The organism is Allosediminivita pacifica (assembly GCF_003054175.1).
GTDB classification, from domain to species: domain Bacteria; phylum Pseudomonadota; class Alphaproteobacteria; order Rhodobacterales; family Rhodobacteraceae; genus Allosediminivita; species Allosediminivita pacifica.
Window position 1 is genome coordinate 286,249 of sequence record NZ_QBKN01000001.1, and the last position, 23,182, is coordinate 309,430.

The 23,182-nt window shown below is 67.3% G+C and carries 24 protein-coding genes; 7 read left to right on the forward strand and 17 right to left on the reverse strand.

Annotated elements, in window-relative coordinates; genetic code table 11:
- Positions 1–36 precede the first annotated feature (36 nt).
- Together C8N44_RS01395 and ald are read right to left on the reverse strand one after the other, a co-directional pair.
- Positions 37–738 (reverse strand): glutathione S-transferase family protein, encoded by a 702-nt coding sequence (locus tag C8N44_RS01395; RefSeq protein WP_107974359.1) that lies wholly within the window; start codon positions 736–738, stop codon positions 37–39.
- A gap of 106 nt (positions 739–844) precedes the next feature.
- Positions 845–1,963 (reverse strand): alanine dehydrogenase, encoded by a 1,119-nt coding sequence (ald, locus tag C8N44_RS01400; RefSeq protein ID WP_107974360.1) that lies wholly within the window; start codon positions 1,961–1,963, stop codon positions 845–847.
- A 136-nt stretch (positions 1,964–2,099) separates the two neighbouring features.
- Here ald and C8N44_RS01405 point away from each other — a divergent pair, with 136 nt between their 5' ends.
- Complete coding sequence (locus C8N44_RS01405; protein WP_107974361.1) at positions 2,100–2,558, forward strand: Lrp/AsnC family transcriptional regulator; 459 nt, start codon at positions 2,100–2,102, stop codon at positions 2,556–2,558.
- Between the two features lie 3 nt (positions 2,559–2,561).
- On the opposite strand, the gene ccoS is transcribed toward C8N44_RS01405, so the two are convergent.
- The 5 genes from ccoS to C8N44_RS01430 all read right to left on the reverse strand — a co-directional run bounded on the left by ccoS (position 2,562) and on the right by C8N44_RS01430 (position 7,792).
- Positions 2,562–2,723, reverse strand: a complete 162-nt coding sequence (gene ccoS / locus C8N44_RS01410; protein ID WP_107974362.1) for a cbb3-type cytochrome oxidase assembly protein CcoS — start codon at positions 2,721–2,723, stop codon at positions 2,562–2,564.
- Between the two features lie 4 nt (positions 2,724–2,727).
- Positions 2,728–4,908, reverse strand: coding sequence for a heavy metal translocating P-type ATPase (locus C8N44_RS01415; RefSeq protein WP_107974363.1), 2,181 nt, complete (start codon positions 4,906–4,908; stop codon positions 2,728–2,730).
- 1 nt (position 4,909) lies between these two features.
- Complete coding sequence (locus C8N44_RS01420) at positions 4,910–5,386, reverse strand: FixH family protein (protein ID WP_107974364.1); 477 nt, start codon at positions 5,384–5,386, stop codon at positions 4,910–4,912.
- A complete protein-coding gene (gene ccoG / locus C8N44_RS01425) occupies positions 5,386–6,822 on the reverse strand; it encodes a cytochrome c oxidase accessory protein CcoG (RefSeq protein WP_107974365.1) in 1,437 nt (478 codons plus the stop codon). The genes C8N44_RS01420 and ccoG overlap by 1 nt, the downstream gene beginning before the upstream one ends.
- Positions 6,823–6,913: 91 nt before the next feature.
- Positions 6,914–7,792: a LysR family transcriptional regulator gene (locus C8N44_RS01430; protein ID WP_107974366.1), complete on the reverse strand. Its 879-nt coding sequence runs from the start codon at positions 7,790–7,792 to the stop codon at positions 6,914–6,916.
- A 103-nt stretch (positions 7,793–7,895) separates the two neighbouring features.
- Here C8N44_RS01430 and C8N44_RS23290 point away from each other — a divergent pair, with 103 nt between their 5' ends.
- On the forward strand, positions 7,896–8,060 hold the full coding sequence (locus C8N44_RS23290; protein ID WP_158273978.1) for a hypothetical protein: 165 nt from the start codon (positions 7,896–7,898) through the stop codon (positions 8,058–8,060).
- A gap of 519 nt (positions 8,061–8,579) precedes the next feature.
- Here the strand turns inward: C8N44_RS23290 and ccoP are convergent.
- From ccoP to ccoN, 4 genes are read right to left on the reverse strand one after another with little or no spacing between them, the layout of a single operon-like run.
- On the reverse strand, positions 8,580–9,479 hold the full coding sequence (gene ccoP / locus C8N44_RS01435; protein ID WP_107974367.1) for a cytochrome-c oxidase, cbb3-type subunit III: 900 nt from the start codon (positions 9,477–9,479) through the stop codon (positions 8,580–8,582).
- Positions 9,480–9,492: 13 nt separating this feature from the next.
- The gene (locus C8N44_RS01440; RefSeq protein ID WP_107974368.1) at positions 9,493–9,684 is read right to left on the reverse strand and encodes a cbb3-type cytochrome c oxidase subunit 3; all 192 of its coding nucleotides are present in this window, start codon (positions 9,682–9,684) and stop codon (positions 9,493–9,495) included.
- A 12-nt stretch (positions 9,685–9,696) separates the two neighbouring features.
- Entirely contained in the window at positions 9,697–10,428 is a 732-nt protein-coding gene (gene ccoO, locus C8N44_RS01445) for a cytochrome-c oxidase, cbb3-type subunit II (RefSeq protein ID WP_107974369.1), read from the reverse strand.
- A 14-nt stretch (positions 10,429–10,442) separates the two neighbouring features.
- Entirely contained in the window at positions 10,443–12,053 is a 1,611-nt protein-coding gene (ccoN, locus tag C8N44_RS01450) for a cytochrome-c oxidase, cbb3-type subunit I (protein WP_107974370.1), read from the reverse strand.
- A 202-nt stretch (positions 12,054–12,255) separates the two neighbouring features.
- Here ccoN and C8N44_RS01455 point away from each other — a divergent pair, with 202 nt between their 5' ends.
- Both C8N44_RS01455 and C8N44_RS01460 read left to right on the forward strand, forming a co-directional pair.
- Complete coding sequence (locus tag C8N44_RS01455) at positions 12,256–13,095, forward strand: universal stress protein (RefSeq protein WP_107974371.1); 840 nt, start codon at positions 12,256–12,258, stop codon at positions 13,093–13,095.
- 169 nt (positions 13,096–13,264) lie between these two features.
- On the forward strand, positions 13,265–13,621 hold the full coding sequence (locus C8N44_RS01460; protein WP_107974372.1) for a DUF1428 domain-containing protein: 357 nt from the start codon (positions 13,265–13,267) through the stop codon (positions 13,619–13,621).
- Positions 13,622–13,624: 3 nt separating this feature from the next.
- Here the strand turns inward: C8N44_RS01460 and C8N44_RS01465 are convergent, their stop codons facing one another.
- From C8N44_RS01465 to fnrL, 3 genes are all read right to left on the reverse strand, one after another.
- On the reverse strand, positions 13,625–14,080 hold the full coding sequence (locus C8N44_RS01465) for a MarR family winged helix-turn-helix transcriptional regulator (RefSeq protein ID WP_244640935.1): 456 nt from the start codon (positions 14,078–14,080) through the stop codon (positions 13,625–13,627).
- A 63-nt stretch (positions 14,081–14,143) separates the two neighbouring features.
- Positions 14,144–15,085 (reverse strand): PhzF family phenazine biosynthesis protein, encoded by a 942-nt coding sequence (locus C8N44_RS01470; protein WP_244640934.1) that lies wholly within the window; start codon positions 15,083–15,085, stop codon positions 14,144–14,146.
- Positions 15,057–15,803: a transcriptional regulator FnrL gene (gene fnrL, locus C8N44_RS01475; protein ID WP_107974374.1), complete on the reverse strand. Its 747-nt coding sequence runs from the start codon at positions 15,801–15,803 to the stop codon at positions 15,057–15,059. The genes C8N44_RS01470 and fnrL overlap by 29 nt, the downstream gene beginning before the upstream one ends.
- A 62-nt stretch (positions 15,804–15,865) precedes the next feature.
- Here fnrL and hemN point away from each other — a divergent pair, with 62 nt between their 5' ends.
- The 3 genes from hemN to C8N44_RS01490 all read left to right on the forward strand — a co-directional run bounded on the left by hemN (position 15,866) and on the right by C8N44_RS01490 (position 19,210).
- Positions 15,866–17,221 carry an oxygen-independent coproporphyrinogen III oxidase gene (hemN, locus tag C8N44_RS01480; RefSeq protein WP_107974375.1) on the forward strand — a complete coding sequence of 452 codons (1,356 nt, stop codon included), beginning with the start codon at positions 15,866–15,868 and terminating at the stop codon, positions 17,219–17,221.
- Between the two features lie 397 nt (positions 17,222–17,618).
- Positions 17,619–18,233, forward strand: a complete 615-nt coding sequence (locus tag C8N44_RS01485; protein WP_107974376.1) for a TetR/AcrR family transcriptional regulator — start codon at positions 17,619–17,621, stop codon at positions 18,231–18,233.
- Positions 18,230–19,210 (forward strand): zinc-binding dehydrogenase, encoded by a 981-nt coding sequence (locus C8N44_RS01490; protein ID WP_107974377.1) that lies wholly within the window; start codon positions 18,230–18,232, stop codon positions 19,208–19,210. The genes C8N44_RS01485 and C8N44_RS01490 overlap by 4 nt, the downstream gene beginning before the upstream one ends.
- A gap of 99 nt (positions 19,211–19,309) precedes the next feature.
- Here the strand turns inward: C8N44_RS01490 and C8N44_RS01495 are convergent, their stop codons facing one another.
- The 3 genes from C8N44_RS01495 to C8N44_RS01505 are packed head-to-tail and all read right to left on the reverse strand — an operon-like array spanning position 19,310 to position 23,182.
- Positions 19,310–20,899 carry an ABC transporter ATP-binding protein gene (locus C8N44_RS01495; protein ID WP_107974378.1) on the reverse strand — a complete coding sequence of 530 codons (1,590 nt, stop codon included), beginning with the start codon at positions 20,897–20,899 and terminating at the stop codon, positions 19,310–19,312.
- Positions 20,896–22,083, reverse strand: coding sequence for an ABC transporter permease (locus C8N44_RS01500; RefSeq protein WP_107974379.1), 1,188 nt, complete (start codon positions 22,081–22,083; stop codon positions 20,896–20,898). The genes C8N44_RS01495 and C8N44_RS01500 overlap by 4 nt, the downstream gene beginning before the upstream one ends.
- 4 nt (positions 22,084–22,087) lie before the next feature.
- Positions 22,088–23,182: a microcin C ABC transporter permease YejB gene (locus C8N44_RS01505; RefSeq protein WP_107974380.1), complete on the reverse strand. Its 1,095-nt coding sequence runs from the start codon at positions 23,180–23,182 to the stop codon at positions 22,088–22,090.

Consider the following 23,182-nt stretch of genomic DNA (forward strand, 5'->3'; position numbering starts at 1 on the left):
GCGGCTTTCCGCAGGGAAAGCCCCCCCGGGAAACGATCAGCCCTCGCGCGGCGGCATGTTCATGCCTGTCTGCACCGCCGGGCGCGCCATGAAGCGCGCGACGTAGGCCTTGGTGCGCGGGAAGTCGTCCCAGCCCACGGCCTCCTTCGCCTCGTAGAACTCCAGCGCGTTCAGCCAGGGCGCCAGCGCCATGTCGGCGACGGAATAGGGCCCCGCGATCCAGTCGCGGGTCTCGAGCTGCGCCTCGATAACCGAGAGCAGGCGCCTCGCCTCGCCAAGGTAGCGTTCGCGCGGGCGCGGGTCCTTGATGTCCTTGCCCGCGAACTTCCAGAAGAAGCCAAGCTGGCCGAACATCGGCCCGACGCCGCCCATCTGGAACATCAGCCACTGGATCACATGCGCCCGCTCGGTGGCACTGCGCCCCATGAATTGGCCGGTCTTGTCGCCGAGGTGGATGAGGATCGCGCCGCTCTCGAAGAGCTCCAGCGGCTCCCCGTCCGGCCCGTCTGGGTCGATGATCGCGGGGATCTTGCCGTTTGGGTTGAGGGCGGTGAACTCGGGGCTCTTCACGTCCTCGTCGCCAAGCGCCACGAGATGCGCCTCGTAGGGCAGGCCCATCTCCTCGAGCGCGATGGCGACCTTCACGCCGTTGGGCGTCGGAAAGGAATAGAGCTGGATGCGCTCGGGATGCTGCGCGGGCCAGCGTTTCGAGATCGGGTGGTCGGCGATGGCCGTCATGGAAAACCTCCGGGGGGACTGCGTTGCCGCAAAGCTAGGCCCTGCGGTGCCGCCGCACACCCCCCGGGGCTTGTGCGCAGGCGCAAGGCGCCTGCGCGAGGGGCCGTCAGCCCTTCACCGCAAGGCCGGGCGAGGTCACGTCGATCCCCAGCGCGCGGCCCACCGCGTAGTTGGTCAGCTTGCCCGCGTGCACGTTCAGCCCCGCCAGCAGGTGCGGATCCTCGCTGCAGGCCGTCTGCCAGCCCTTGTCTGCGAGCGCCAGCATGTAGGGCATGGTGGCATTGCCAAGCGCGATGGTCGCGCTGCGCGGCACGGCGCCGGGCATGTTGGCCACGCAGTAGTGCACGATGCCGTCGACCTCGAAGATCGGGTTCTCATGCGTGGTGGCCTTCGATGTCTCGAAGCAGCCGCCCTGGTCGATGGCCACGTCCACCAGCACCGCGCCGGGCTTCATCTCCGACAGCTGCGCGCGGCTGACGAGCTTCGGCGCCGCGGCCCCCGGGATCAGCACCGCGCCGATCACGAGATCGGCCTCGACCACCAGCTCGGCGGTGTTGCCGGCGCTGGCGTAGCGGGTGGAAAATTGACCGGCATAGACCTCGTCGAGATGCCGCAGCCGGGGCAGGGACCGGTCGAGCACCGTGACATCGGCCCCCATGCCCGCCGCGATCCGGGCCGCATGCGTGCCCACCACGCCGCCGCCGATCACTGCGACCCTGGCCGGGCCCACGCCCGGCACGCCGCCCATCAGGACACCGCGCCCGCCGTTGGCCTTCTGCAGGGCCCAGGCGCCGGTCTGCGGCGCAAGACGGCCAGCCACTTCGGACATGGGCGCCAGCAGAGGCAGCCCGCCGCGCTCGTCGGTCACCGTCTCGTAGGCGATGGCGGTCACGCCGCTGTCCATCAGGTCGCGCGTCTGGTCGGGGTCGGGGGCGAGGTGCAGGTAGGTGAACAGCACCTGGCCCTCGCGCAGCATCTTGCGCTCGCCCGCCTGCGGCTCCTTCACCTTCACGATCATCCCGGCCTCGGAAAAGACCTCCTCGGCGGTGCCGACCATGCGCGCGCCGGCCTCCTCGTAGGCGGCATCCTCGAAGCCCGCGCCGCGCCCTGCGCCCGACTGCACGATGACCTCGTGCCCGTGCGACACGGCCTCACGCGCGGCGTTGGGCGTGAGGCCGACCCGGAATTCCTGCGGCTTGATCTCCGTGGGGCATCCGATCTTCATGGGGTTCCTCCTCCTGATTTGTAGGCACAGCCTGCCAGAAAACCCCCGCAATGTGCGAGCGCCCTTGTCGTGCGACACGCGTCGTGATCGAAGATCCTTCGAAGAAATGCGTCGCGGACAGGAAGGAATTGCGCGGATGGAACCGGACGAGACCGACAGGCGGATTCTGCGGGTGCTGCAGGGCAGGGGACGGCTGTCGAATGCCGAGCTGAGCGAACAGGTGAATCTCTCGGCCTCTGCCTGCCACCGCCGGGTGCAGCGGCTCGAGGAGTCGGGCGTGATCTCGGGCTATGTGGCGCTTCTCGACGCCCGCAAGATGGGGCTCGCCACGACTGTCTATGTCGAGATCACGCTGAACGCGCAGGCCAACGAGGTGCTCGACGCCTTCGAAAAGGCGGTCGCCCGGGTGCCCGACGTGCTGGAATGCCACCTGATGGCAGGGACGGCAGACTACATCCTCAAGGTCGTGGCCGAGGATGCCGAGGATTTCGCTCGCATCCACCGCCAGTACCTGACCCGCCTGCCGGGCGTCGCGCAGATGAAGTCGAGCTTCGCGCTGCGCACCGTCTGCAACAGCACCGCGCTGCCGCTCTGACGCTCAGTCCTGCTTCGGGTGGTCGTCGTATTCGCCCGACAGGATGCGCTGGGCGTCGCCCTCGGGGTCGTCGTACTGGTTCGACCTGACGGTGAAGACGAAGAACACCAGTCCCAGGCCCCCCAGTATCAGCGAGATCGGGATCAGATAGGCCAGGATATTCAAGGGATCACCTCACTCTCAGCGCGTTCAGCGATACGGTAACGGAACTCGCGGACATGGCCAGCGCCGCGATCAGCGGGGAACAGAGCCCCGCGATGGCCAGTGGCACGGCGATGACGTTGTACCACGACGCGATCGAGAAGTTCTCGCGGATGCGGCGGCGCGCCTTACGCGCGGTGCGCAGCGCCTCGGGGATCGGGGCAAGGCTGCGGCCCAGCAGCACGATGTCCGAGGCCACGCGCGCCGCATCCAGCGCCGATGCGGGCGAGATCGAGGCATGCGCCGCGGCCAGCGCCGCGGTGTCGTTCAGCCCGTCGCCCACCATGAGCACCCGCGCGCCATTCTCGCCCATCTGCGTGATGCGCGCGGCCTTATCCTGCGGCAGCGCCTCGGCCTGCCAGTCGTCGATGTCGAGCCTGCGGGCCAGCGCTGCCACCGGCGCGGGCGCGTCGCCCGAGATCAGCACGACCTTCAGCCCGGCCTCGCGTAGGCCCCGCACGGCCTCTTCCGCACCGTCGCGCAGGCGGTCGGTGAAGGTCACGGCGCATGGTGTCCCGCCCTCGATCGACAGGTAGGCGGCGGTTTCCTCCACCGGCTCCGCCCCGACCCACGCCGCGCGGCCAAGGCGCACGCGGCGGCCCTGCCAGGTGCCCTCGGTGCCGTAGCCCGGCACCTCCGAAAGGTCGGTGACATGCGCAGGGGCGAGCGATGCCGCCTGCGTCAGGGCCACCGACAGCGGGTGCGACGACCCCTGCGCCAGCGCAAGTGCCACGCGCAGGTCCCGCTCGGACAAGTCGTGCAGGTTGGTGGGCTCAGGCGTGCCGGCGGTCAGCGTGCCGGTCTTGTCGAAAACCACGGTGTCGATCTCGGCCAGCCGTTCCAGCGCGGTGGCGTCCTTGATGAGCAGCCCGTGCCGGAACAGCCGCCCCGACGCGGCGGTGGTGACGGCGGGCACGGCAAGGCCAAGAGCGCAGGGGCAGGTGATGATGAGCACGGCCGCGGCGACGTTCAGCGCCACGCGCAGGTCGCCCGAGTAGATCAGCCAGCCGAGGAAGGCGAGCGCCGAGAGGATATGCACGCCGGGCGCATAGAGCTTCGCCGCCCGGTCGGCGAGCGAGGTGTAGCGCGAGCGGCCCGACTCGGCCACGGCGACAAGATCGGCCATGCGGTGCAGCGAGGTATCGCGCCCCACGGCGGTCGCCCGCACCGTCAGCGGCCCGGTGAGGTTCACCTCGCCCGCGCTCACCGCGCGGCCGGGTTCGGCCAGCACCGGCAGTGTTTCCCCGGTCAGCAGCGCGCGGTCGAGTTCCGATGTGCCCTCGGCGATGACCCCGTCCACCGGCATCCGCCCGCCGGGGCGCACCCGGATCAGGTCGCCAACGGCAAGGTCGGTGACCGACACCTGTTCCTCGCCCGCAGCCCCGATGCGCCATGCCCGCGGCACCTCGAGCGCGGCCAGCTCCTCGGCAGCCGAGCGCGCGGCTGACCGCGTGCGGTGGTCGAGGTAGCGCCCCGTCAGCAGGAAGAAGGTCAGCGCGATCGCCGCGTCGAAATAGGCGTGTTCGCCCGACAGCGCCGTTTCCCAAAGCGATGTCGCCACCGCCAACAGGATGGCGAGCGAGATCGGCACATCCATGTTGAGCCGCCCGACACGCAGCGCGGTCCAGGCGTTGCGGAAGAAGGGCTGCGCGCAGAAGCCCACCGCCGGCAGCACGATGGCCGCCGAGATCCAGTGGAACATGTCGCGCGTCGGCCCCTCGGCCCCCGACCAGACGGCGATGGACAGCAGCATGACGTTCATGGCGGCAAAGCCCGCCACCGCCAGCCGCATCAGCAGATCGCGCCCCGCGCGGTCGGTCTCGGTCGCCCGAAGCGTCGCGGTGTCCAGCTCATGCGCCTCGTAGCCCGCGGCTTCCACCGCGGGGATCAGGTCCTCGGCGCGGATGCCGGGATCGGCCTCCACCGCGACCCGCTTGCGGGTGAGATTCACCCGTGCCGAATGCACGCCGGGCACGTCTGCCAGGGCGCGCTCCACGGTGCTCATGCAGGCGGCGCAGTGGATCGTCGGCAGCGACAGGACGACGTGGGCGTCCTCCTCGTGCAACGCGGATCCGGCCAGCGCCTCGGCCGCGGGGGCGGCGACGCAGGCCGGGCAGGCCGAGGCCTGGGGGCGCATGATCGCGGTCATCTCAGTGCAGGACCTCGACTTGCAGGCGCTGCGTGAACTCGGTCCCGTCGAGCGCCGTGATGTCGAGCCACAGATCCCAGTTGCCCGGGGCAAGCTCTTGGCGCGCGACGTAGGCATGGCCGTCGAAGGCGAAGTCGGGCGTGCTGTCGTCGAGCACGTGGGTCGGCCGGCCCAGCGTGGCCTCGACCGTGCCCGCCTGAACCGGGCGTCCGTCCTCGCCCGTGATCGACAGGGTCAGCAGCCCGTCCTCGTGGCGGGCGTGCACGTCCCATCCCAGCGCCTCCTGCGCGGCGCGGCGCTCGTCGAAGGTCTGGCTCGCGATGTAGGAATTGTGCGTCTCGACCCCGGGGAAGGTGGCCACCGCGTTCCAGGCCAGCGCGATGTTCACGCCGATGATGACGGCAAAGCAGCCCACGAAGATCCCCAGCGCGTGCCAGCCCGTCAGCTTGCGGCCGCCATCGGTCGTTTGAGTGGCCATCAGTCATCCCTTCCGTTGAAGATGGTGTCGGTGTGGGCGCGGTCGCCGTTGGTCAGGTCCTCGACCCAGAAGCGGAACTCGGTCCGTTCGTCCTGCGCCGGGGCCGAGTTCGGCGGCGCCAGCACGTAGACGCGCTGCAGGTAGGTCTCGTTCGCGGGCACGGTCACCGTGGTGTCGGCCACGTTCTCGAGCTCGACGCTCAGCGCATCGGGGCCTGTCAGCGTGACCTGGAACGGCCGGTCCTCACCGTGCTTGTTCAGCAGCCGCACGTCGTAGGTGTTGCGGATCGTGCCGTCGCTGAGCGTCACGTAGGTGGGGTTGCGCACCGGGGCCACGGTCATCTCGATTTCGGGCCGGATGAAGAGCGCGAACAGCAGCCCCACGCCCACCAGCGACCACAGCGCGGTATAGAGCATGACGCGCGGGCGCATGACGTGTTTCCAGATCGGGCGCGGGGTTGCGCCGGCGCGCTCGCGGGTCTCGTCCGACAGCGCGATATAGTCGATCAGCCCGCGCGGCTTGCCCACCTTCGCCATCACGTCGTCGCAGGCGTCGATGCAGAGCGCGCAGGTGATGCAGGCCATCTGCTGGCCATCGCGGATGTCGATTCCCATGGGGCAGACGTTCACGCAGGCGTTGCAGTCGATGCAGTCGCCCAGCTGGTCGGCGCCGGCGGACTTGCGGTGCTTGCCGCGCGGCTCGCCGCGCCAGTCGCGGTAGGCAACGGTCAGCGTCTCTTCGTCCATCATGGCCGCCTGGATGCGGGGCCAGGGGCAGGCATAGATGCAGATCTGTTCCCGCGCGAACCCGCCGAAGAAGAAGGTCGTGAAGGTCAGGATCAGCATGGTGGTATAGGCCACCGGGTGCGCGTTCAGCGTCACCAGGTCCCGCGCCAGCGTGGGCGCGTCGGCAAAGTAGAAGATCCACGCGCCGCCCGTGGCCAGCCCGATCAGGAACCAGGCCACCCACTTGGTCATGCGCAGACGTGCCTTGCGGAAATCCAGCTTCTTCTGGCGGTGCAAGCGCAGGCGGGCGTTGCGGTCGCCCTCGATCCAGCGCTCGACGAGGATGAAGAGGTCGGTCCAGACCGTCTGCGGGCAGGCATAGCCGCACCAGACGCGCCCCAGCGCCGAGGTGAAGAGGAACAGCCCCAGCCCCGCCATGACCAGCAGCCCCGCGACGAAATAGAATTCGTGCGGCCAGATCTCGATCCAGAAGAAGAAGAACCGACGGTTGGCAAGATCCAGCAGCACCGCCTGGTCGGGCAGCTCGGGCCCGCGATCCCAGCGGATCCACGGCAGGATGTAGTAGACCCCCAGCATGAGGGCCATCAGCACCCATTTCAGGTTGCGGAACTTGCCACTGACGCGGCGCGGGAAGATCGGCTCGCGGCCCGCGTAAAGGGCTGGTGCCGGGGAATTGCTGCTGTCTGCCACGGTCGGAATCGCTCCGTCGATGAGTCGTCTCGACGCTCTTCTCTCAGCCGACCCTTGCAGCGGCCTTGATCTGCGTCAAAATCTGAATCTGTCATTCAGCTTTTGCGGCTTCACGTCGCAGCCAATGCAGGAATGCCTTGAGCGGCGGGCGCGGCGGGCCCGGCCGCGTCACGATATGATAGCCCTTCTTTCGCGTGTCCTCAAAGAGAAGCCGCAGCCGCCCAGCCTTGATGTCGTGTTCGACGAACACGCGCGCGGCGATGGCAGCCCCCTGGCCCTGCCGCGCCGCCTCGATCATCAGGTTGCCGGGCAGGGCGATCAACCCGCGCCCGGCCTGCTGCGCCGCGCCGTGGCTCGCCAGCCACTCGGTCGCCTCGTTGGTGCCCAGCTCCTGCAGCCAGTGGAAATCGGCAAGGTCGGCGGGCGAATTGATCTCGCGCCCCGTCACGAGGTCGGGGGCCGCGACGATGGCGATGGGCGACTCGATCAGCAGTTCGGACTCGAGCCCCGGCCAATTGCCGTTGCCGTAGCGCAGCGCCACGTCGATGCCGCCGGGCTCCAGCTTCTGCACCATGGCGGTGGGATCGATCATCAGGTGGATCTCGGGGTGTTTCTCACGGAAGGCCGCCAGCCGCGGCATGAGCCATCCCCCCACGAAGCTCGGGGTCGCCGAGACCTGCAGGGGCCGCGTCGCGTCTGCACCGGTCAGCGCCTCGATCGTCGCCGCAATCGCGCCGAACGACTCGCCCAGCGTGCGAGCCAGCGTCTCGCCCTCGGGGGTCAGCGTGGCCTGCCGCGCACCGCGTTCGAGCAGCGTCACGCCAAGGTGGCCCTCCAGCGCGCGGATCTGCTGGCTGATCGCAGCGTGACTTACATTGAGCGCCGCGCCGGCTGCGCTGACGGAACCGCTTGTTGCGTATGCGGAAAAGGCCCGGAGGGCGGAAAGCGGGGGCAGGGTGGACCAGTCCATATGTAAGCCTGCCTTTCACATGGTGAGGATTCCTGAGTGGCATGCGACCTGCCGAAAGGTCAAGTTCGGGGCATCGGAAACATCAGCCCGAGAGGAAAGCGCCATGTTCGATATCTTCGCCCGCAGCTTCAGCGTTGCCACCCGCACCGAACGGCCCCGCCGGGCCGACGTCATCCGCAACCGCGGGGACCTGCCCCGCCTGAGCTGGCTGGAAGAGGACCTGCCCTTCCGCCACCACGCCGGTCGTCGGAGCGGGCGTCATGATTGACCCGATCCTCTACCACGCGCGCTATGCGATGCTGGGATTGCCGCGGGTTCGGCACCGCCCGGCAGAGCGCCGGATGGCCCTGCCGAGCCGGAAATGACCGGACACCAGAAGGCCCGCCGAACACCGCTCGGCGGGCCTTGTTGGGATGCGCCGGTACCCCGGGAAACGCGCGAACAGGACGGGGCACCGACGCAATCCCCGGCAGGGCCGGGGACCCTGAGACGGGCAAGCCCGCCTCATGTGCACAGGTCTACTGCCGGGTGAATCAAAGCGCCTTGATTTGGGTCAATCGTTGGTGCTGCGAATGCGAAAAGTCGGTGATGCCGCGCCGCTGAAAGCTGCGCCACGGGCGGCGCCCGACCGAGAGGCGGAGTGATCCTCGCAACTCACCATCCGCATACCTTTTGCCAAAAACTGCAATGGCCGGTCGGCCTTCGTCCTGGCGAGGACAACCGCCCGCCACTCGAAAAGGGGCCGGGCGTTTCCGCCCGACCCCTTCCATCCCCCGTTCGAAGGCGCTTACTCGGCTTCGGCCATTTCCGGCGCTTCGCCGCCGCCAAGACCGTGCACGTAGGTCGTGACGGCCCGGATCTCGGCCTCGCTCAGCTCGGCGCCGCCCATGGGGGGCATCACGCCGAAGCGGGCATAGGTCACTGTCTCGTGCAGCGTGTCGTAGTCGCCGCCATAGAGCCAGATCGCGTCGGTCAGGTTCGGCGCGCCCTGCATCCGGTCGCCGGTGCCGTCCTGCCCGTGGCACGAGGTGCAGTTGATGTCGAAGACCTCGGCCCCGGTTTCCACCAGCGAGGGATCGCGCGGCTCCTGGCCGGACAGATCCATCACGTAGTTGACCACCGCGTCGATCTCCTCCTCGGGGAGGATTTCGTCGGCGCCGAAGGCGGGCATCTGCGACCAGCGGGCATCGGGATCGACCTCGTTCCGGATGCCGTGGCTGACCGTGTAATGGATGTCCTCCATCGTGCCGCCCCAGAGCCAGTTGTCGTCGAGCAGGTTGGGATAGCCCTTGGCTCCCGCCGCGCCCGAGCCGTGGCACTGCGCGCACCAGGTGCGGAAGATCGCGCCGCCGGCGTTGTTGGCGTAGGTCAGCAGCTCCTGGTCGTCTGTGATCGAGGTCAGCTCGACCGAGGCCAGCTGCTCGTTGATCTCGGCGTTGGCCGCCTCGGCCTCTTCGAGGTCCTTGGCGATCTCGGCGCGGGTGGAATAGCCCAGCAGCCCCGGCGTCGCTTCCTTGATGCCCGGCCATGCGGGGTAGGCGATGGTATAGCCGATGCCCCAGATGATCGTGGCGTAGAAGGTCCAGAGCCACCACTTAGGCAGCGGCTTGTTGTACTCCTTGATCCCGTCCCACTCGTGGCCGGTCGTCTCGTAGTCGAGATCGTCCTGTTTCTTGTCGTCGCTCATGTCGTGAGACTCCTTAACGCTCGTCCGTCTCGCCGGAGGCGGGAGCGGGTCTGTCCTCGTGCCGGAAGATGATGTTGGCCGTGTCCTGGTGGGTGTCGCGCGACCCGGGCCGGAAGGCCCAGAGGATCACGCCCACGAAGAACAGGAACATCCCCAGCAGCGCCCAGCTGTCGGCGAGTTGACGCAGGAAGGAATAGGTATCCATGTCGGTTACTCCTCAGCGGCTGGCGTCGGGCGTGAAGGTCGAGAAATCGACCAGCGTACCGAGCATCTGCAGGTAGGCGATCAAGGCGTCGGCCTCGGTGATCTCGGGCTGCCCGTCGAAGTTCGAGACGTTCACGCTCTCCTCGCCGTAGCGTTCGTAGAGACCGTCGATGTCGCCGAACGGGTCCACCTGCGCGCGGAAGTCGGCCCGCGCGTTTTCCAGCATCTCGTCGGTGTAGGGCACCCCGACAAGCCGGTTGGTGGCCATCAGATCCTCGATGTGCTCGCCCTCGATGCGTGTGTCCTCGAGGAAGCCGTACTTGGGCATCACCGATTCAGGCACCACCGACTGCGGATCGCGCAGGTGGTCGACGTGCCACTCGTCCGAGTAGCGGCCGCCCACGCGGGCCAGGTCAGGCCCGGTCCGCTTGGAACCCCACTGGAACGGGTGATCGTACTGCGACTCCGCGGCCAGCGAGTAGTGCCCGTATCGCTCCACCTCGTCCCGCATGGGGCGGATCATCTGGCTGTGGCAGACGTAGCAGCCCTCGCGCAGGTAGATCTCGCGCCCGGCGAGCTCGAGCGGGGTGTAGGGGCGCATGCCCTCCACGTCCTCGATGGTGTTCTCGAGGTAGAAGAGCGGCACGATCTGCACAAGCCCGCCGATGGTCACCACGAAGAAGGCGCAGATGGCCAGAAGGGTGACGTTCTTTTCCAGCTTCGCGTGTTTGTTGAGAATTCCCATGTCCGGTCCCCTTCTTATTCGGCCGGCGTGGCATGGGCGGCGGCAGCCTTGGCCTCGATGGCCGGGGCGCGGCGAACCGTCATCCACAGGTTGTAGCACATGATCAGCGCGCCGGAGATGTAGAGCACCCCGCCCAGACCGCGCACGACGTACATCGGGAACTTGGCGGCAACCGTGTCGGCGAAGGAGTTCACGAGGAACCCGTTTGCGTCGACTTCGCGCCACATCAGGCCTTCCATGATGCCCGACACCCACATGGAGGCGGCGTAGAAGACGATGCCGATGGTGGCGAGCCAGAAGTGCCAGCTGACCAGCGAGAGCGAGTAGAGCCGTTCACGGTTCCACAGCTTGGGCGTCAGGAAGTAGAGCGCGCCGAAGGTGATCATGCCGTTCCAGCCGAGCGCACCAGAGTGCACGTGGCCGATGGTCCAGTCGGTGTAGTGCGAAAGCGAGTTCACCGCGCGGATCGACATCATCGGACCTTCAAAGGTGGACATGCCGTAGAAGCCGACCGAGATCACCAGCATCCGCAGCACCGGGTCGGTGCGCAGCTTGTCCCAGGCGCCCGAGAGCGTCATCAGGCCGTTGATCATGCCGCCCCAGCTGGGCATCCACAGGATGATCGAGAACACCATGCCGAGGGTCGAGGCCCAGTCGGGCAGGGCGGTGTAGTGCAGGTGGTGCGGACCGGCCCAGATGTAGATGAAGATCAGCGCCCAGAAGTGGATGATCGACAGCTTGTAGCTGAACACCGGACGCTCGGCCTGCTTCGGGATGAAGTAGTACATCATGCCGAGGAAGCCCGCGGTCAGGAAGAAGCCCACGGCGTTGTGGCCGTACCACCACTGGACCATGGCGTCCTGCACACCCGAGAAGACCTGCACCGACTTGGAGCCGAAGAAGGACACCGGGATGGCGATGTTGTTGAACACGTGCAGCATCGCGACGGTGATGATGAAGGCGAGGTAGAACCAGTTGGCCACGTAGATGTGCGGCTCCTTGCGCTTCACGATCGTGCCGACGAAGACCGCGAGATAGGCGAGCCAGACGATGGTCAGCCACCAGTCGACCAGCCACTCGGGCTCGGCGTATTCCTTGCCGTGCGTCGCGCCGAGGATGTAGCCCACCGCAGCGAGCACGATCATCAGCTGGTAGCCCCAGAACACGAACCAGGCGAGGTTGCCGCCCCACAGGCGCGCGGCCGAGGTGCGCTGCACCACATAGAAGGACGTGCAAATCAGGGCGTTGCCACCGAAGGCGAAGATCACCGCCGAGGTGTGCAGCGGCCGCAGGCGTCCGAAGTTCATGTAGCCCTGCGCCCACTCGAAGTTGAGCACCGGGAAGGCGAGCTGGAAGGCGATGACGGTGCCCACCAGGAAGCCCACGACGCCCCAGAAGGCCGTCGCCACGACGCCGTAGCGCACGACGCCGTCCATGTATTCCAGCTGCGGGTTGACGACGACGGGTTCGTCAGTGTTGCGCAGCGTCCAGAGAAAGAGGCCCCCGGCAGTCAGCATGATGATGATCGCCTGGGCCAGGTAAGCCGCATCACGTGCGTAGTTGGCCGCGATCATTGCGAACAGCGCAATGAGGCCAAGCACGATCAGCTTGAAATAATTGACCATAGTTCGTCCCTTCGTCTTCCCGCACGATTCTTCCCCCGCGCAGGCGATGTTGACTGCGGGGGGTTTTGAGGGCTTCGCCGGATCGGGGCCTTGATCTGCGTCAAGCGGCGGCACCCCGTTCATTGATACGCGTCAAGGTGAGCCGCTCAATACCCCGCTAGGTTGATCCCCGGGAAAGACAAGAACAGGAAGAAGGTGTCAGATGTCTTACAAGACGATCTTCACGGCCGTGACCGATCAGGCGATTGTCGACAGCACGGTCGAACATGCAGCCGCCGTCGCCGACTGGATGCAGGCTCATCTCGATGTGTTGGCGTTCGGTGTCGATCGCACGCAGACGGGCTATTACTACGCCGGTGCCAACGCCATGGTGCTGCAGGAAACCCTGAACCGCGCCACCGAGGAATCCAAGACGCTGGCGGCCAAGACGCGCAAGGCGCTCACCCGCTGGGGGGACCGCTGGGCGGTCGAGGAAGGGGTGGCGCAGCTGCCTGACATCGGACGACATGTTGCGCTCAGGGCACGGTTTGCGGACCTCGCGGTGCTGCCCAAGCCCTACGGAGACGACCACGGCATCGAGCTTGAGCCGATTCTCGAATCAGCTCTCTTCGAGGCACAGGTTCCCGCTCTGATTGTGCCGGACGACGTCACGCCACGTGCCCAGCCCGAACGCGTGGTGGTGGCCTGGAACGAGAGCCCCGAGGCGCTCCGTGCGATCCGTGCGGCCCTGCCGCTGCTCAAGGGGGCCAGCCGCGTGAACGTGGTGGTCATCGATCCGCCGGCCCACGGCCCGAACCGTTCGGACCCCGGCGGGATGCTCTCGCAGTTCCTGTCGCGCCACGGCGTGAACGTCGAGATTGACGTGCTGTCGCGCACGCTGCCTCGGGTTTCCGACGTGCTGTTGCGCCACGTGGCCGACCTGGATGCCGGGATGGTGGTGATGGGGGCCTACGGGCACTCGCGCTTCCGGGAGGCGATCCTCGGCGGCGCGACACGCCACATGCTCGAACTGACGCCGGTGCCGGTCTTCATGGCGCACTGAGGGCTGACGGGACGCCGCTCGCGCCCCCCGGCGGGGGCGCATCGCCCCGCCCGCCATCCCGCAGACGCCGTCCCGCAGGGGGCGGCGTTTCGCGTATCCGGACGATATATGTTGATATCAACCTGAATTGCCGCCACCCTGCCACCATTGGTGAAAAGGGAATCATGAAATGACCTACGTATCGGGAACCATCGCCGCCGTGGCGGAGGACAAGAAGGACGCCTACATCGCGTTCGCCCGCAAGACCTGGCCGCTCTTCAGGGACTACGGCGCGCTGTCCATGATGGAGAACTGGGGCGACATGGTGCCCGATGGCGAGCTGACCTCCTTTCCCATGGCGGTGAAGCTCGAGGAGGGGGAGGTCGTCGTCTTTTCCTGGATCCTCTGGCCGGACAGGGACACCGCCGAGGCCTGCTGGAGCACCATGGACACCGACGAACGCTGGGCCGAGATGGGCGAGATGCCCTTCGACGGAAAACGCATGATCTACGGCGGTTTCCAGACCGTGCTCGAGGAAAGGGCCTGACCCTCAGCCGATCCCCATGAGCGCCGCCCGGAGCCGGGCGGCCCCGTCGCCGCCGCCGATCTCCGCGTCGAGCGCGTCATGCGCAGCCCGCCAGTCCGGCACCGCCGCTCTCAGCGCCGAGCGGCCCTCTTCCGTCAGCGAAAGGCGCCTCGCGCGGGCATCCCGCGAGTCGGCGGCGGTCTTCAGAAGGCCGCGCCGTTCCAGCACTTTGGCCGCTGCCGTCAGCGTCGTGCGGTCCATGGCAAGGAAGGGGGCGAGCTCCGAGATCCGCGGCGCTTCGGGCCGGTTCAGCGCCATCAGCAGCGAGAACTGTCCGTTGGTCAGCCCGTGCGGTTTCAGCACCGCGTCGAACCGCCGGGCCAGCGCCCGGGCCGCGCGCTGGGTGGCGAGGCAGAGGCAGCGGTCGCGAACCTCAAGCGTCGTCCCGAGGGGCAGGGAGGGGTCCATCGCATCGGTCATGTTGATATCAACATAACCGCGATCCGACCGTTTCCAATCCCTGACGCGACGGCGCGGTCCGGATCAGAGATCCGGACGCATGATTTCGCCGCGGCTGACGGGGACGGCACTGCCCGAGACGTAGATCGCCTCGATCGCGCCATCGGTGACGGTGACCCGCAGCCCGATGGCGCTGGGCCGGCCCATGTCGGTGCCCTGCGCCAGCGTCAGGGCCGTTTCGCCCTCTTCGAGGGCGCCCGCCGCCAGAAGCTGCGCCGCGAAGACTGCGCTGGCGGAGCCCGTGGCCGGGTCCTCGGGAATACCCTCGCCGGGCGCGAACATGCGCGCGGCATAGTCGGTGACCGCGGCGCGCGTGTAGACGTAGACGCTGCCAAGCCCCGCGGCCTCGCACATCTCTTGCCAGGCGACGCCCGTAGGCCGCGCCGCGCGCAGCGCGTCGACGTCCACCACGGGGATGTAGATGAAGCCCGGACCGCCTTGGCGCAGCGCCGGGGCGTGCCCTTCGAGCGCCACCTGCGCCGGGGTGAGCCCAAGCGCCGCCGCGGCAGTCGCGGCATCGGGCGCCTTGCCGGTCTCGGGAGTGAAGGGCAGGACGGGCGCGCGGAACTCGGCCGCCACCATGTCGTCGCGGCGCGTCACTGTGACCTGCACGTCGCCGGCGACCTCTTCGAGCGTCAGTGTCGTTTCGAAATCCCGCTTGGGGCAGGCGGCAAGCGCCAGATGAATGGCGCAGCCCACCGTCGGATGTCCGGCAAAGGGCAGCTCCGCGTTCGGCGTGAAGATCCGCACCTTCGCGGTATGCGCCGGGTCCTCGGACTCGGGCGGCATCACGAAGATGGTCTCCGACAGATTAAACTGCCGCGCCATGGCCTGCATCGCCGCGTCGCTGAGCGCCCCCGCGCCCTCGATGATGGCCAGAGGATTGCCGGAATAGGGCACGTCGGTGAAGACGTCCCAGACTGTGAAGGGAAGGGTTTCAGACAAGAAGACCACCATCTGCATCATCGCCGGCCTCTTCCATGAGGCGGCCCATGTCGGGAATCGTTACGTGGCGCTTGCCTTCAAGCACAATCACGCCATCGCGTTTCAGCGCCGAGATTTGGCGGCTCACGGTCTCGAGCGTGAGCCCGAGGTAATCCGCCATCGCCTCGCGCGTGAGCGGCAGGTCGAAGACCAGCGGCCCGTCGGTGCCGCGCAGGTTCAGAGTCGCATCCCGCCGCGCGATGATCGACAGAAGCGAGGCGATCTTCTCGCGCGCGGTCTTGCGCCCGAGCACCAGCATCCACTCGCGCGCGGCGTCGAGTTCGTCCAGCGTCATCTCCAGCAGTCGCTGCGCGATGTGCGGCGTTCGTGTCATCATCTGCTCGAAGGGGGCGCGGCGGAAACAGCACATGACCATGTCGGTCGTCGCGGTGACATCGTAGGAGGCCGTGGTGCGCCCCGGTCGACCGACGAAATCGCTGGGCAGCAGAAGGCCCACCATCTGGGTGCGCCCGTCTTCCATCGTCTGGGTCAGCGTCGCGATTCCCGACACGACCGAGCCCACGAAATCCATCCGGTCGCCCGACCAGATCACGTGGCTGCCGGCCTCGTACTTGCGGTAGTACTTGATCTCTTCCAGCGCCTGAAGCTCGTCCGATTCACAGCGTGCGCAAACCGCACGGTGCCGGATCGGGCAATCCCCGCAGTCCTGCGATACGGCAAGGCTCCGTTCGTTCAGCATCGCGTTTCCTCTGTTGATCTGGGTCAAGGTCGCGCCTCCCTGACGCCGTTAACTGTAAGCACATGATGACACGAACACAACTCGCCCGGCTGGGTCTGTTTGACGCGAAGGTGCCGCGCTACACCTCGTATCCGACCGCGCCGCACTTCGGCGGCGGCGTGGGGCCCGAGCGCTTTGCAAACTGGATCTCCGCGCTGCCCGAGGGCGGGGAGATTTCGCTCTACATCCACGTGCCCTTCTGCCGCAGGCTTTGCTGGTTCTGCGCCTGCCGCACGCAGGGCACGGCGACGCTCTCGCCGGTGGCGGCCTATGTCGCGACGCTCAAGCAGGAACTGGCGCTCCTGCGCGCGCATCTGCCGCGGGGCATTCGCCTGTCGCGCCTGCACTGGGGCGGGGGCACGCCGACACTGCTGTCGCCCGACATGATGCGCGACCTGATCGCCTCCACCCGCGAGGTGGCGGACTTTGCCGACAATGCCGAGTTCTCGGTCGAGATCGACCCGAACGAGGTGGACGCCGCGCGGCTCGATGCGCTGGCCGAGGGTGGCATGACCCGGGCCTCGATCGGCGTGCAGGATTTCGACGACCGGATCCAGGAAACCATCGGCCGGGTGCAGAGCTTCGACATCACGCGCGATGCCGTCGACATGATCCGCGAGCGCGGCATCGCCAGTCTCAACGCCGACATCCTCTTCGGGCTGCCCTACCAGACGCAGTCCGGCATCACCGAGACCGTGCAGAAGCTGCTGAGTTTGGCGCCCGACCGGGTCGCGCTCTACGGCTATGCACACGTGCCCTGGATGGCCAAGCGCCAGCAGATGATTCCCTCCGACGCGCTGCCCACCCCCGAGGAACGCCTTGCGCTCTTCGACACGGCGGCGCGGCTCTTCCGGTGGGACGGTTACGCCGAGATCGGCATCGACCATTTCGCGGCACCCAGCGACGCGCTGGCCATCGCGCAGAAGACCGGCCGCCTGCGGCGCAACTTCCAGGGCTACACCGACGATCAGACCAGCGCGCTGGTCGGGCTCGGCGCCTCGTCGATATCGCGCTTTCCGCAGGGCTTTGCACAGAACGCGCCCGCGACGTCGGCCCATACGGCTGCCATACGCGAGGGGCGCTTCTCGACCTCGCGGGGCCATGTTTTCGGCGGCGACGACCTGCTGCGCGGACGGATGATCGAGGCAATCATGTGCGACTTCCGCATCGACGCGGCCGAGATCCTGCGTGATTTCGACATCTCGCGCGCCGAGCTCTTCGCCCTGTTCCGCGCCGCCGACAGCAGCTTCGAAAACGTGCTCGAGGTGACCGAGGACGGTCTCTTCATTCCGCCGGACGCGCGCCCGCTCACCCGCATGATCGCGCGCGCCTTCGACGCGTACGATCTGAGCAAGGCAGGCCACAGCTCGGCCATCTGACCTTGCTCTCCGCGCGGCGCCCCGGAGGGGAGGGGCGCCGCGCCCTTGTTTCTATTCGGTTGCGGTGCAGAGCAGCGTTTGGCTGCCGCGCGCCACCGCCCGGGACAAGGGGCGTCAGCGCCGCCGGGCGAGCGCCGGACCGTCCGCGCGGTCTGGCGCTTTTGCAATCGAAGGGCGCCGTTCACGGATTGTCCGGATCTGGCTGAGATAAAGTGTGCACCACGAAACGTGCTGCGCCACACCACGGTCCGGCTCCCCACCCGGCCTCCTCACCGTGGCGACCGCGACCTGACACCCGTCGCTTTCCGATGCGACCGTCACCCCTGACGCCACGTCCCTCAAGATATCCATATCCCGCCACTAGACGACCGGTCGGTTTCTTCCCATTTGCCCTCCCATGACGGTGCAGAGCCGATCCGATCAGACACGCCAGGCGATCCTCGCAGCCGGGCGACGCCTTGTTCAGACGGGCGGCTTCGGCGCGGTGGGGCTCAAGGCGATCCTCGCCGAAAGTGGCGTGCCCAAGGGGTCGTTCTACTACTACTTCCCCTCGAAAGAGGCCTTTGGCGAGGCCATGCTGCAGGACTACGTGGCCGACTACCTCGCCCGGATCGACGCCCTGTTCGACAGGCCGGGCACGGGCGCCGACAAGCTTGTGGCCTTCTGCGAGGCCTGGCTCGACCGCGAACGCGAGGCGGGGCTCGCCGGCACCTGCCTCGTGGTGAAGCTCGGGGCCGAGGTCTCGGACCTCTCGGACCCCATGCGCCTGGCCCTAGACGAAGGCGTTACAGCCCTGACCGGGCGTCTGGCGGGGATCCTGCGGGAAGGCATCTCCGATGGCTCGGTCCGCCCGCTGCCGGACCCGGATCGGAGCGCCGAGGCGCTCTACGCGCAGTGGCTGGGCGCCGCGATCCTCTCGAAACTCTCGCATGACCAGGCGCCGCTGAAACGCGCCCTGGACGATACAAGACTGCGCCTCATCCCCGGCGCAGGGAAAGGACAAGACCAATGAAAGCCGCGATTCACGATACCTTCGGCGAGCCGAAAGACGTGCTCGAAACTCGCGATGTGGAGACGCCCGAGCCCGCCGAGGGCGAGGTGCTGGTCCGCACGCTGCTGTCTCCGATCCACAACCACGACCTTTGGACCATCCGCGGCAACTACGGCTACAAGCCGCCGCTGCCCGGCGCCATCGGCGGCAGCGAGGCCGCCGGCGTGATCGAAAAGGCCGGCCCCGGCGTCGACGAAGACATGGTCGGCAAGCGCGTCGCCGTGGCCGGTGTCCACGGCACCTGGGCCGAGTACTTCACCGCGCCTGCGGGCGGGGTGATCCCGCTGCCCGAGGCGATCTCGGACGAGATGGGCGCGCAGCTCATCGCCATGCCCTTTTCCGCCCTCTCGTTGCTCGAGGGGCTCCAGGCGGGCGAAGGCGACTGGGTGATCCAGACCGCCGCCAACGGCGCCGTCGGCCGCATCATGATGGTGCTCGCCAAGGCGCGCGGCATTCACCTGTTGAACCTCGTCCGCCGCGAGGAAGCCGCCGAGGACCTGCGGGCCGCGGGTGTCGAGAACGTGGTCTGCACCGCCGACGACGGCTGGAAGGACCGCGCGCGCGAGATCATCGGTGAGGGACGCGCCGTGTCGGCCATCGATTCCGTGGGCGGCGCAACCGGGGCGGACCTGGTAGAGCTTCTGGCGAAGGACGGCGAGCTAGTCGTCTTCGGCACCGCCACCGGCGCGCCGCTGCCGCTTTCCTCGGGCGCGCTCATCATGAAGCAGATCACCGTGCGCGGCTTCTGGGGCTCGCAGGTCAGCTCCGACATGGACCCCGACCAGCGCAAGCGGCTGATGACCGAGCTGGTGACGCTGGCCGCAAAGGGCGACCTGGCCCTTGAAACCGGCGGGAGCTACCCGCTCACGCAGGTCACCGAGGCCATGGAAGCGGCGCTGACACCGGGCCGCGCGGGCAAGGTGATGCTGGCGCCCTGACGGCTGTCCCGCGCCGGGACAGTTTTCCATGTCAACAGAGTCAATGGGTTAAGGGGCGTCGTTAAACACTTCTTAACACTGTCCCGGCCCCGGACACCCTCAGACGGCGATGTCGAAGGCCGCCGCCATGAGCTTGCGGGTGTACTCGGTCTGCGGCGCGTCGAAGATCTCCTGCGCGGTCCCGGTCTCCACCACGTCGCCGTCCTTCATCACGATCACCTGGTGACTCATGGCGCGGACGACCTTCAGGTCGTGGCTGATGAAGAGATAGGCCAGCCCGTGCTTTCTCTGGAGTTTGCGCAGCAGGTCCACGATCTGGACCTGCACCGTCATGTCCAGCGCCGAGGTCGGCTCGTCCAGCACCAGAAGGCGCGGCCGCAGGACCATGGCGCGGGCAATCGCGATCCGTTGCCGTTGCCCGCCCGAGAACTCGTGCGGGTAGCGGAACATGGTCGCGGGATCGAGCCCCACCTCGGCCATGACCTCGGCCACCAGCTCGCGGTGCTTGCGACCGTCCGGCGCTCCGTGCACCTCCAGCCCCTCGGCGATGATCTGCTCGCAGGTCATGCGCGGGCTGAGCGATCCGTAGGGGTCCTGAAAGACGATCTGCATCTCCGAACGCAGCTTGCGCAGCCGCTTGACCGACCAGCGGTTCACATCCTCGCCCCGGAAGGTGATCGCCCCCTCGGACTGGATCAGCCGCATGATGGCCAGCGCCAGCGTCGTCTTGCCCGAGCCGCTTTCACCCACGATCCCCACCGTTTCGCCCGCGCGGACCGAGATCGTGGCGTCGTTCACCGCCTTCACGTAGCCCACGGTGCGCTTCATCAGGCCGCGCTGGATCGGGAACCAGATCTTCAGGTGATCGGTCCGCGCGATTTCCTCGGAGTCCGCCGGCACCGGGTCCGGCGCACCCGTGCTTTCGGCAGACAGCAGCATCCGGGTGTAGTCGTGCGAGGGCGCTGCAAAGATCTCGCGCGTGTCGCCATGCTCCACGATCTCGCCGTCCTTCATCACGCAGACACGGTCGGCGAACTTGCGCACGATGGTCAGGTCGTGGGTGATGAACAGCAGGCTCATGCCCTCGGACTTCTGAAGGTCCGCCAGCAGGTCGAGGATCTGCGCCTGGATCGTCACGTCGAGCGCGGTGGTGGGTTCGTCCGCGATCAGCAGGTCGGGATCGTTGGCCAGCGCCATGGCGATCATCACCCTCTGCCGCTGCCCGCCGGACAGCTGGTGCGGATAGGCCTCGAGGCGGCTTTCGGGATCGCGGATGCCCACCTTGTTCAGAAGCTCGAGAATGCGCGCCCGCGCCGCGTCGCCCGTCAGACCTTGGTGCAGCTCTAGGCTTTCGCGCAGCTGCTTTTCCAGCTTGTGAAGTGGATTGAGCGAGGTCATCGGCTCCTGGAAGACGAAGCTGATGTCGTTGCCCCGCACCTGCCGCAGCAGACGGTCGGGCGCGCCGATCATCTCCTGCCCCTTGTAGGTGACAGAGCCCGACACCTCGGCCGCGTCGCCCAGCAGCGACACGGTGGAGAGCGCCGTCACCGACTTGCCCGAGCCGCTTTCGCCCACCAGCGCCACGGTTTCACCCGGGGCCACGTCGAAGCTCACGCCTTTCACGGCCTCGGTCTTATTGCCGTCCTGAGAGAAACGGACACGCAGATCGCGGACTTGCAGAAGGCTCATTTGAAGGTCTTTCGGGGGTCGAAGGCATCCCGCACGCCCTCGAAGATGAAGACGAGCAGCGACAGCATCACCGCGAAGACGGTGAAGGCGGTGAAGGCGAGCCAGGGCGCCTGAAGGTTCTGCTTGGCCTGCAGCGTCAGCTCACCCAGCGAGGGCGCCGAGGAGGGCAGGCCGAAGCCGAGGAAGTCGAGGCTCGCCAGTGTGCCGATGGTGCCGGTCACGATGAAGGGCAGCATGGTCAGCGTCGCCACCATCGCGTTGGGCAGCATGTGGCGGAACATGATGGTGGTGTTCGACACCCCCAGCGCCTTGGCCGCGCGCACGTATTCGAGGTTGCGGGCGCGCAGGAACTCGGCCCGGACCACACCCACCAGCGCCGTCCAGCCGAAGAGCACCGTGAGAAAGACCAGCAGCCAGAAACTTCGTCCCAGGATCGCGAAAAGGATGATGATGATGTAGAGCGCCGGGGTCGACTGCCAGATCTCGATGATGCGCTGGAAGATGAGGTCGAGCCAGCCACCGAAGTAGCCCTGCACGGCGCCCGCGAAGACGCCGATGGCCGAGGCGGCGACCGTCACGATGAGGGTGAAGAGGATCGACAGCCGGAAGCCATAGATCACCCGCGCCAGCACGTCGCGCTTGGTGTCGTCGGTGCCGAGCCAGTTCTGCCCGTTGGGGGGCAGGGGGGCGGCGCCGGACCGGTCCACGGGCGTGTCGTAGGCATAGGGGATCAGTGGCCAGATCATCCAGCCTTCTTCGAAGCCGTCGTTCACCACCGTGCCCTGGTCCACTTGGACCATGAGCCCCGCCGGATCGTCGAAGCAGGCATCGAGCCCGCCGGTCCGGATCAGGCAGCGCACCTCGGGGTCGCGGTAGGCGGCCTCGGTCTGGAAATCGCCGCCGAAATCCGTCTCGGCGTAGAAGCTGAAGATCGGCATGCGCAGTTCACCCCGGTAGTTCACCAGGATCGGCCGGTCATTGGCAATGAACTCGGCAAAGAGCGACAGCCCGAAGAGCACGAGGAAGATCAGCAGCGACCAGAAGGCCCGGCCGTTGCGGCGGAAGTTGCGCCAGCGCCGCTTGTTGAGCGGCGAGAGCGCGAAGCGCCCGCGCGGCGGCTCGGGGGCCACCGGCTTGCCGGGTGCGGGCTCGGGGGTGATGCGGGGATCGGGATCTGCGACCATCGGCTCAGCCCTCCCGCTTTTCGAAGTCGATGCGCGGATCCACGGCCACATACATGAGGTCCGAGATGATCCCCACGATCAGGCTGATGAGCCCGAAGATGAAGAGCGTGCCGAATATCACCGGATAATCGCGCGCCACGGCCGCCTCGAAGCCAAGACGCCCCAGCCCGTCGAGCGAGAAGATGGTCTCGATGATGAGCGATCCCGTGAAGAAGATGCCGACGAAGACCGCCGGGAAACCGGCGATGACGATCAGCATGGCGTTGCGGAAGACATGGCCGTAGAGCACGCGGCTTTCCTTCAGGCCCTTGGCGCGGGCGGTCATGACGTAGGCCTTCTTGATCTCATCGAGGAAGCTGTTCTTGGTGAGCAGCGTGAGCGTCGCGAAGGCCGAGATGGTCGAGGCCAGCACCGGCAGGGTGATGTGCCAGAAATAGTCGGCGATGCGCATCGGCCAGCTCAGGCTTTCCCAGTTGTCCGAGGTCAGCCCCCGGAGCGGGAAGATCTGCCAGTAGCTACCGCCCGCCAGCAGGACCAGCAGCAGGATCGCGAAGAGAAAGCCGGGGATTGCGTAGGCGACGATGATGGCGCCGCTGGTCCAGGTGTCGAACTGCGAGCCGTCGCGCACCGCCTTGCGGATGCCGAGCGGGATCGAGACGACGTAGGCGATGAGCGTCGACCACAGGCCGAGGCTGATCGAGACGGGCAGCTTTTCCAGCACCAGGTCGATCACGCTGATCGAGCGGAAGTAGCTCTCGCCGAAGTCGAGGCGCATGTAGTTCCACAGCATGTTGAGGAAGCGCTCGAGCGGCGGCTTGTCGAAGCCGAACTCGCGCTCGAGATCCTCGATGAACTCGGGGGGCAGGCCGCGGGCGCCGGCATATTCGCTGCTGCCGGGACCGCCGCCCTCGAACTCGGCCGGGGCAGGACCGCCCGAGCCGGAGAAGCCGCCGAAGACGTCTCCCTCGCCCTCGATCTGGGCAAGGATCTGCTCGATCGGCCCGCCGGGGACGAACTGGACGAGCGTGAAGTTGATGATCATGATCCCCAGCAGGGTGGGAATGATCAGCAGTAGCCTGCGAAGGATGTAGGCGCCCAT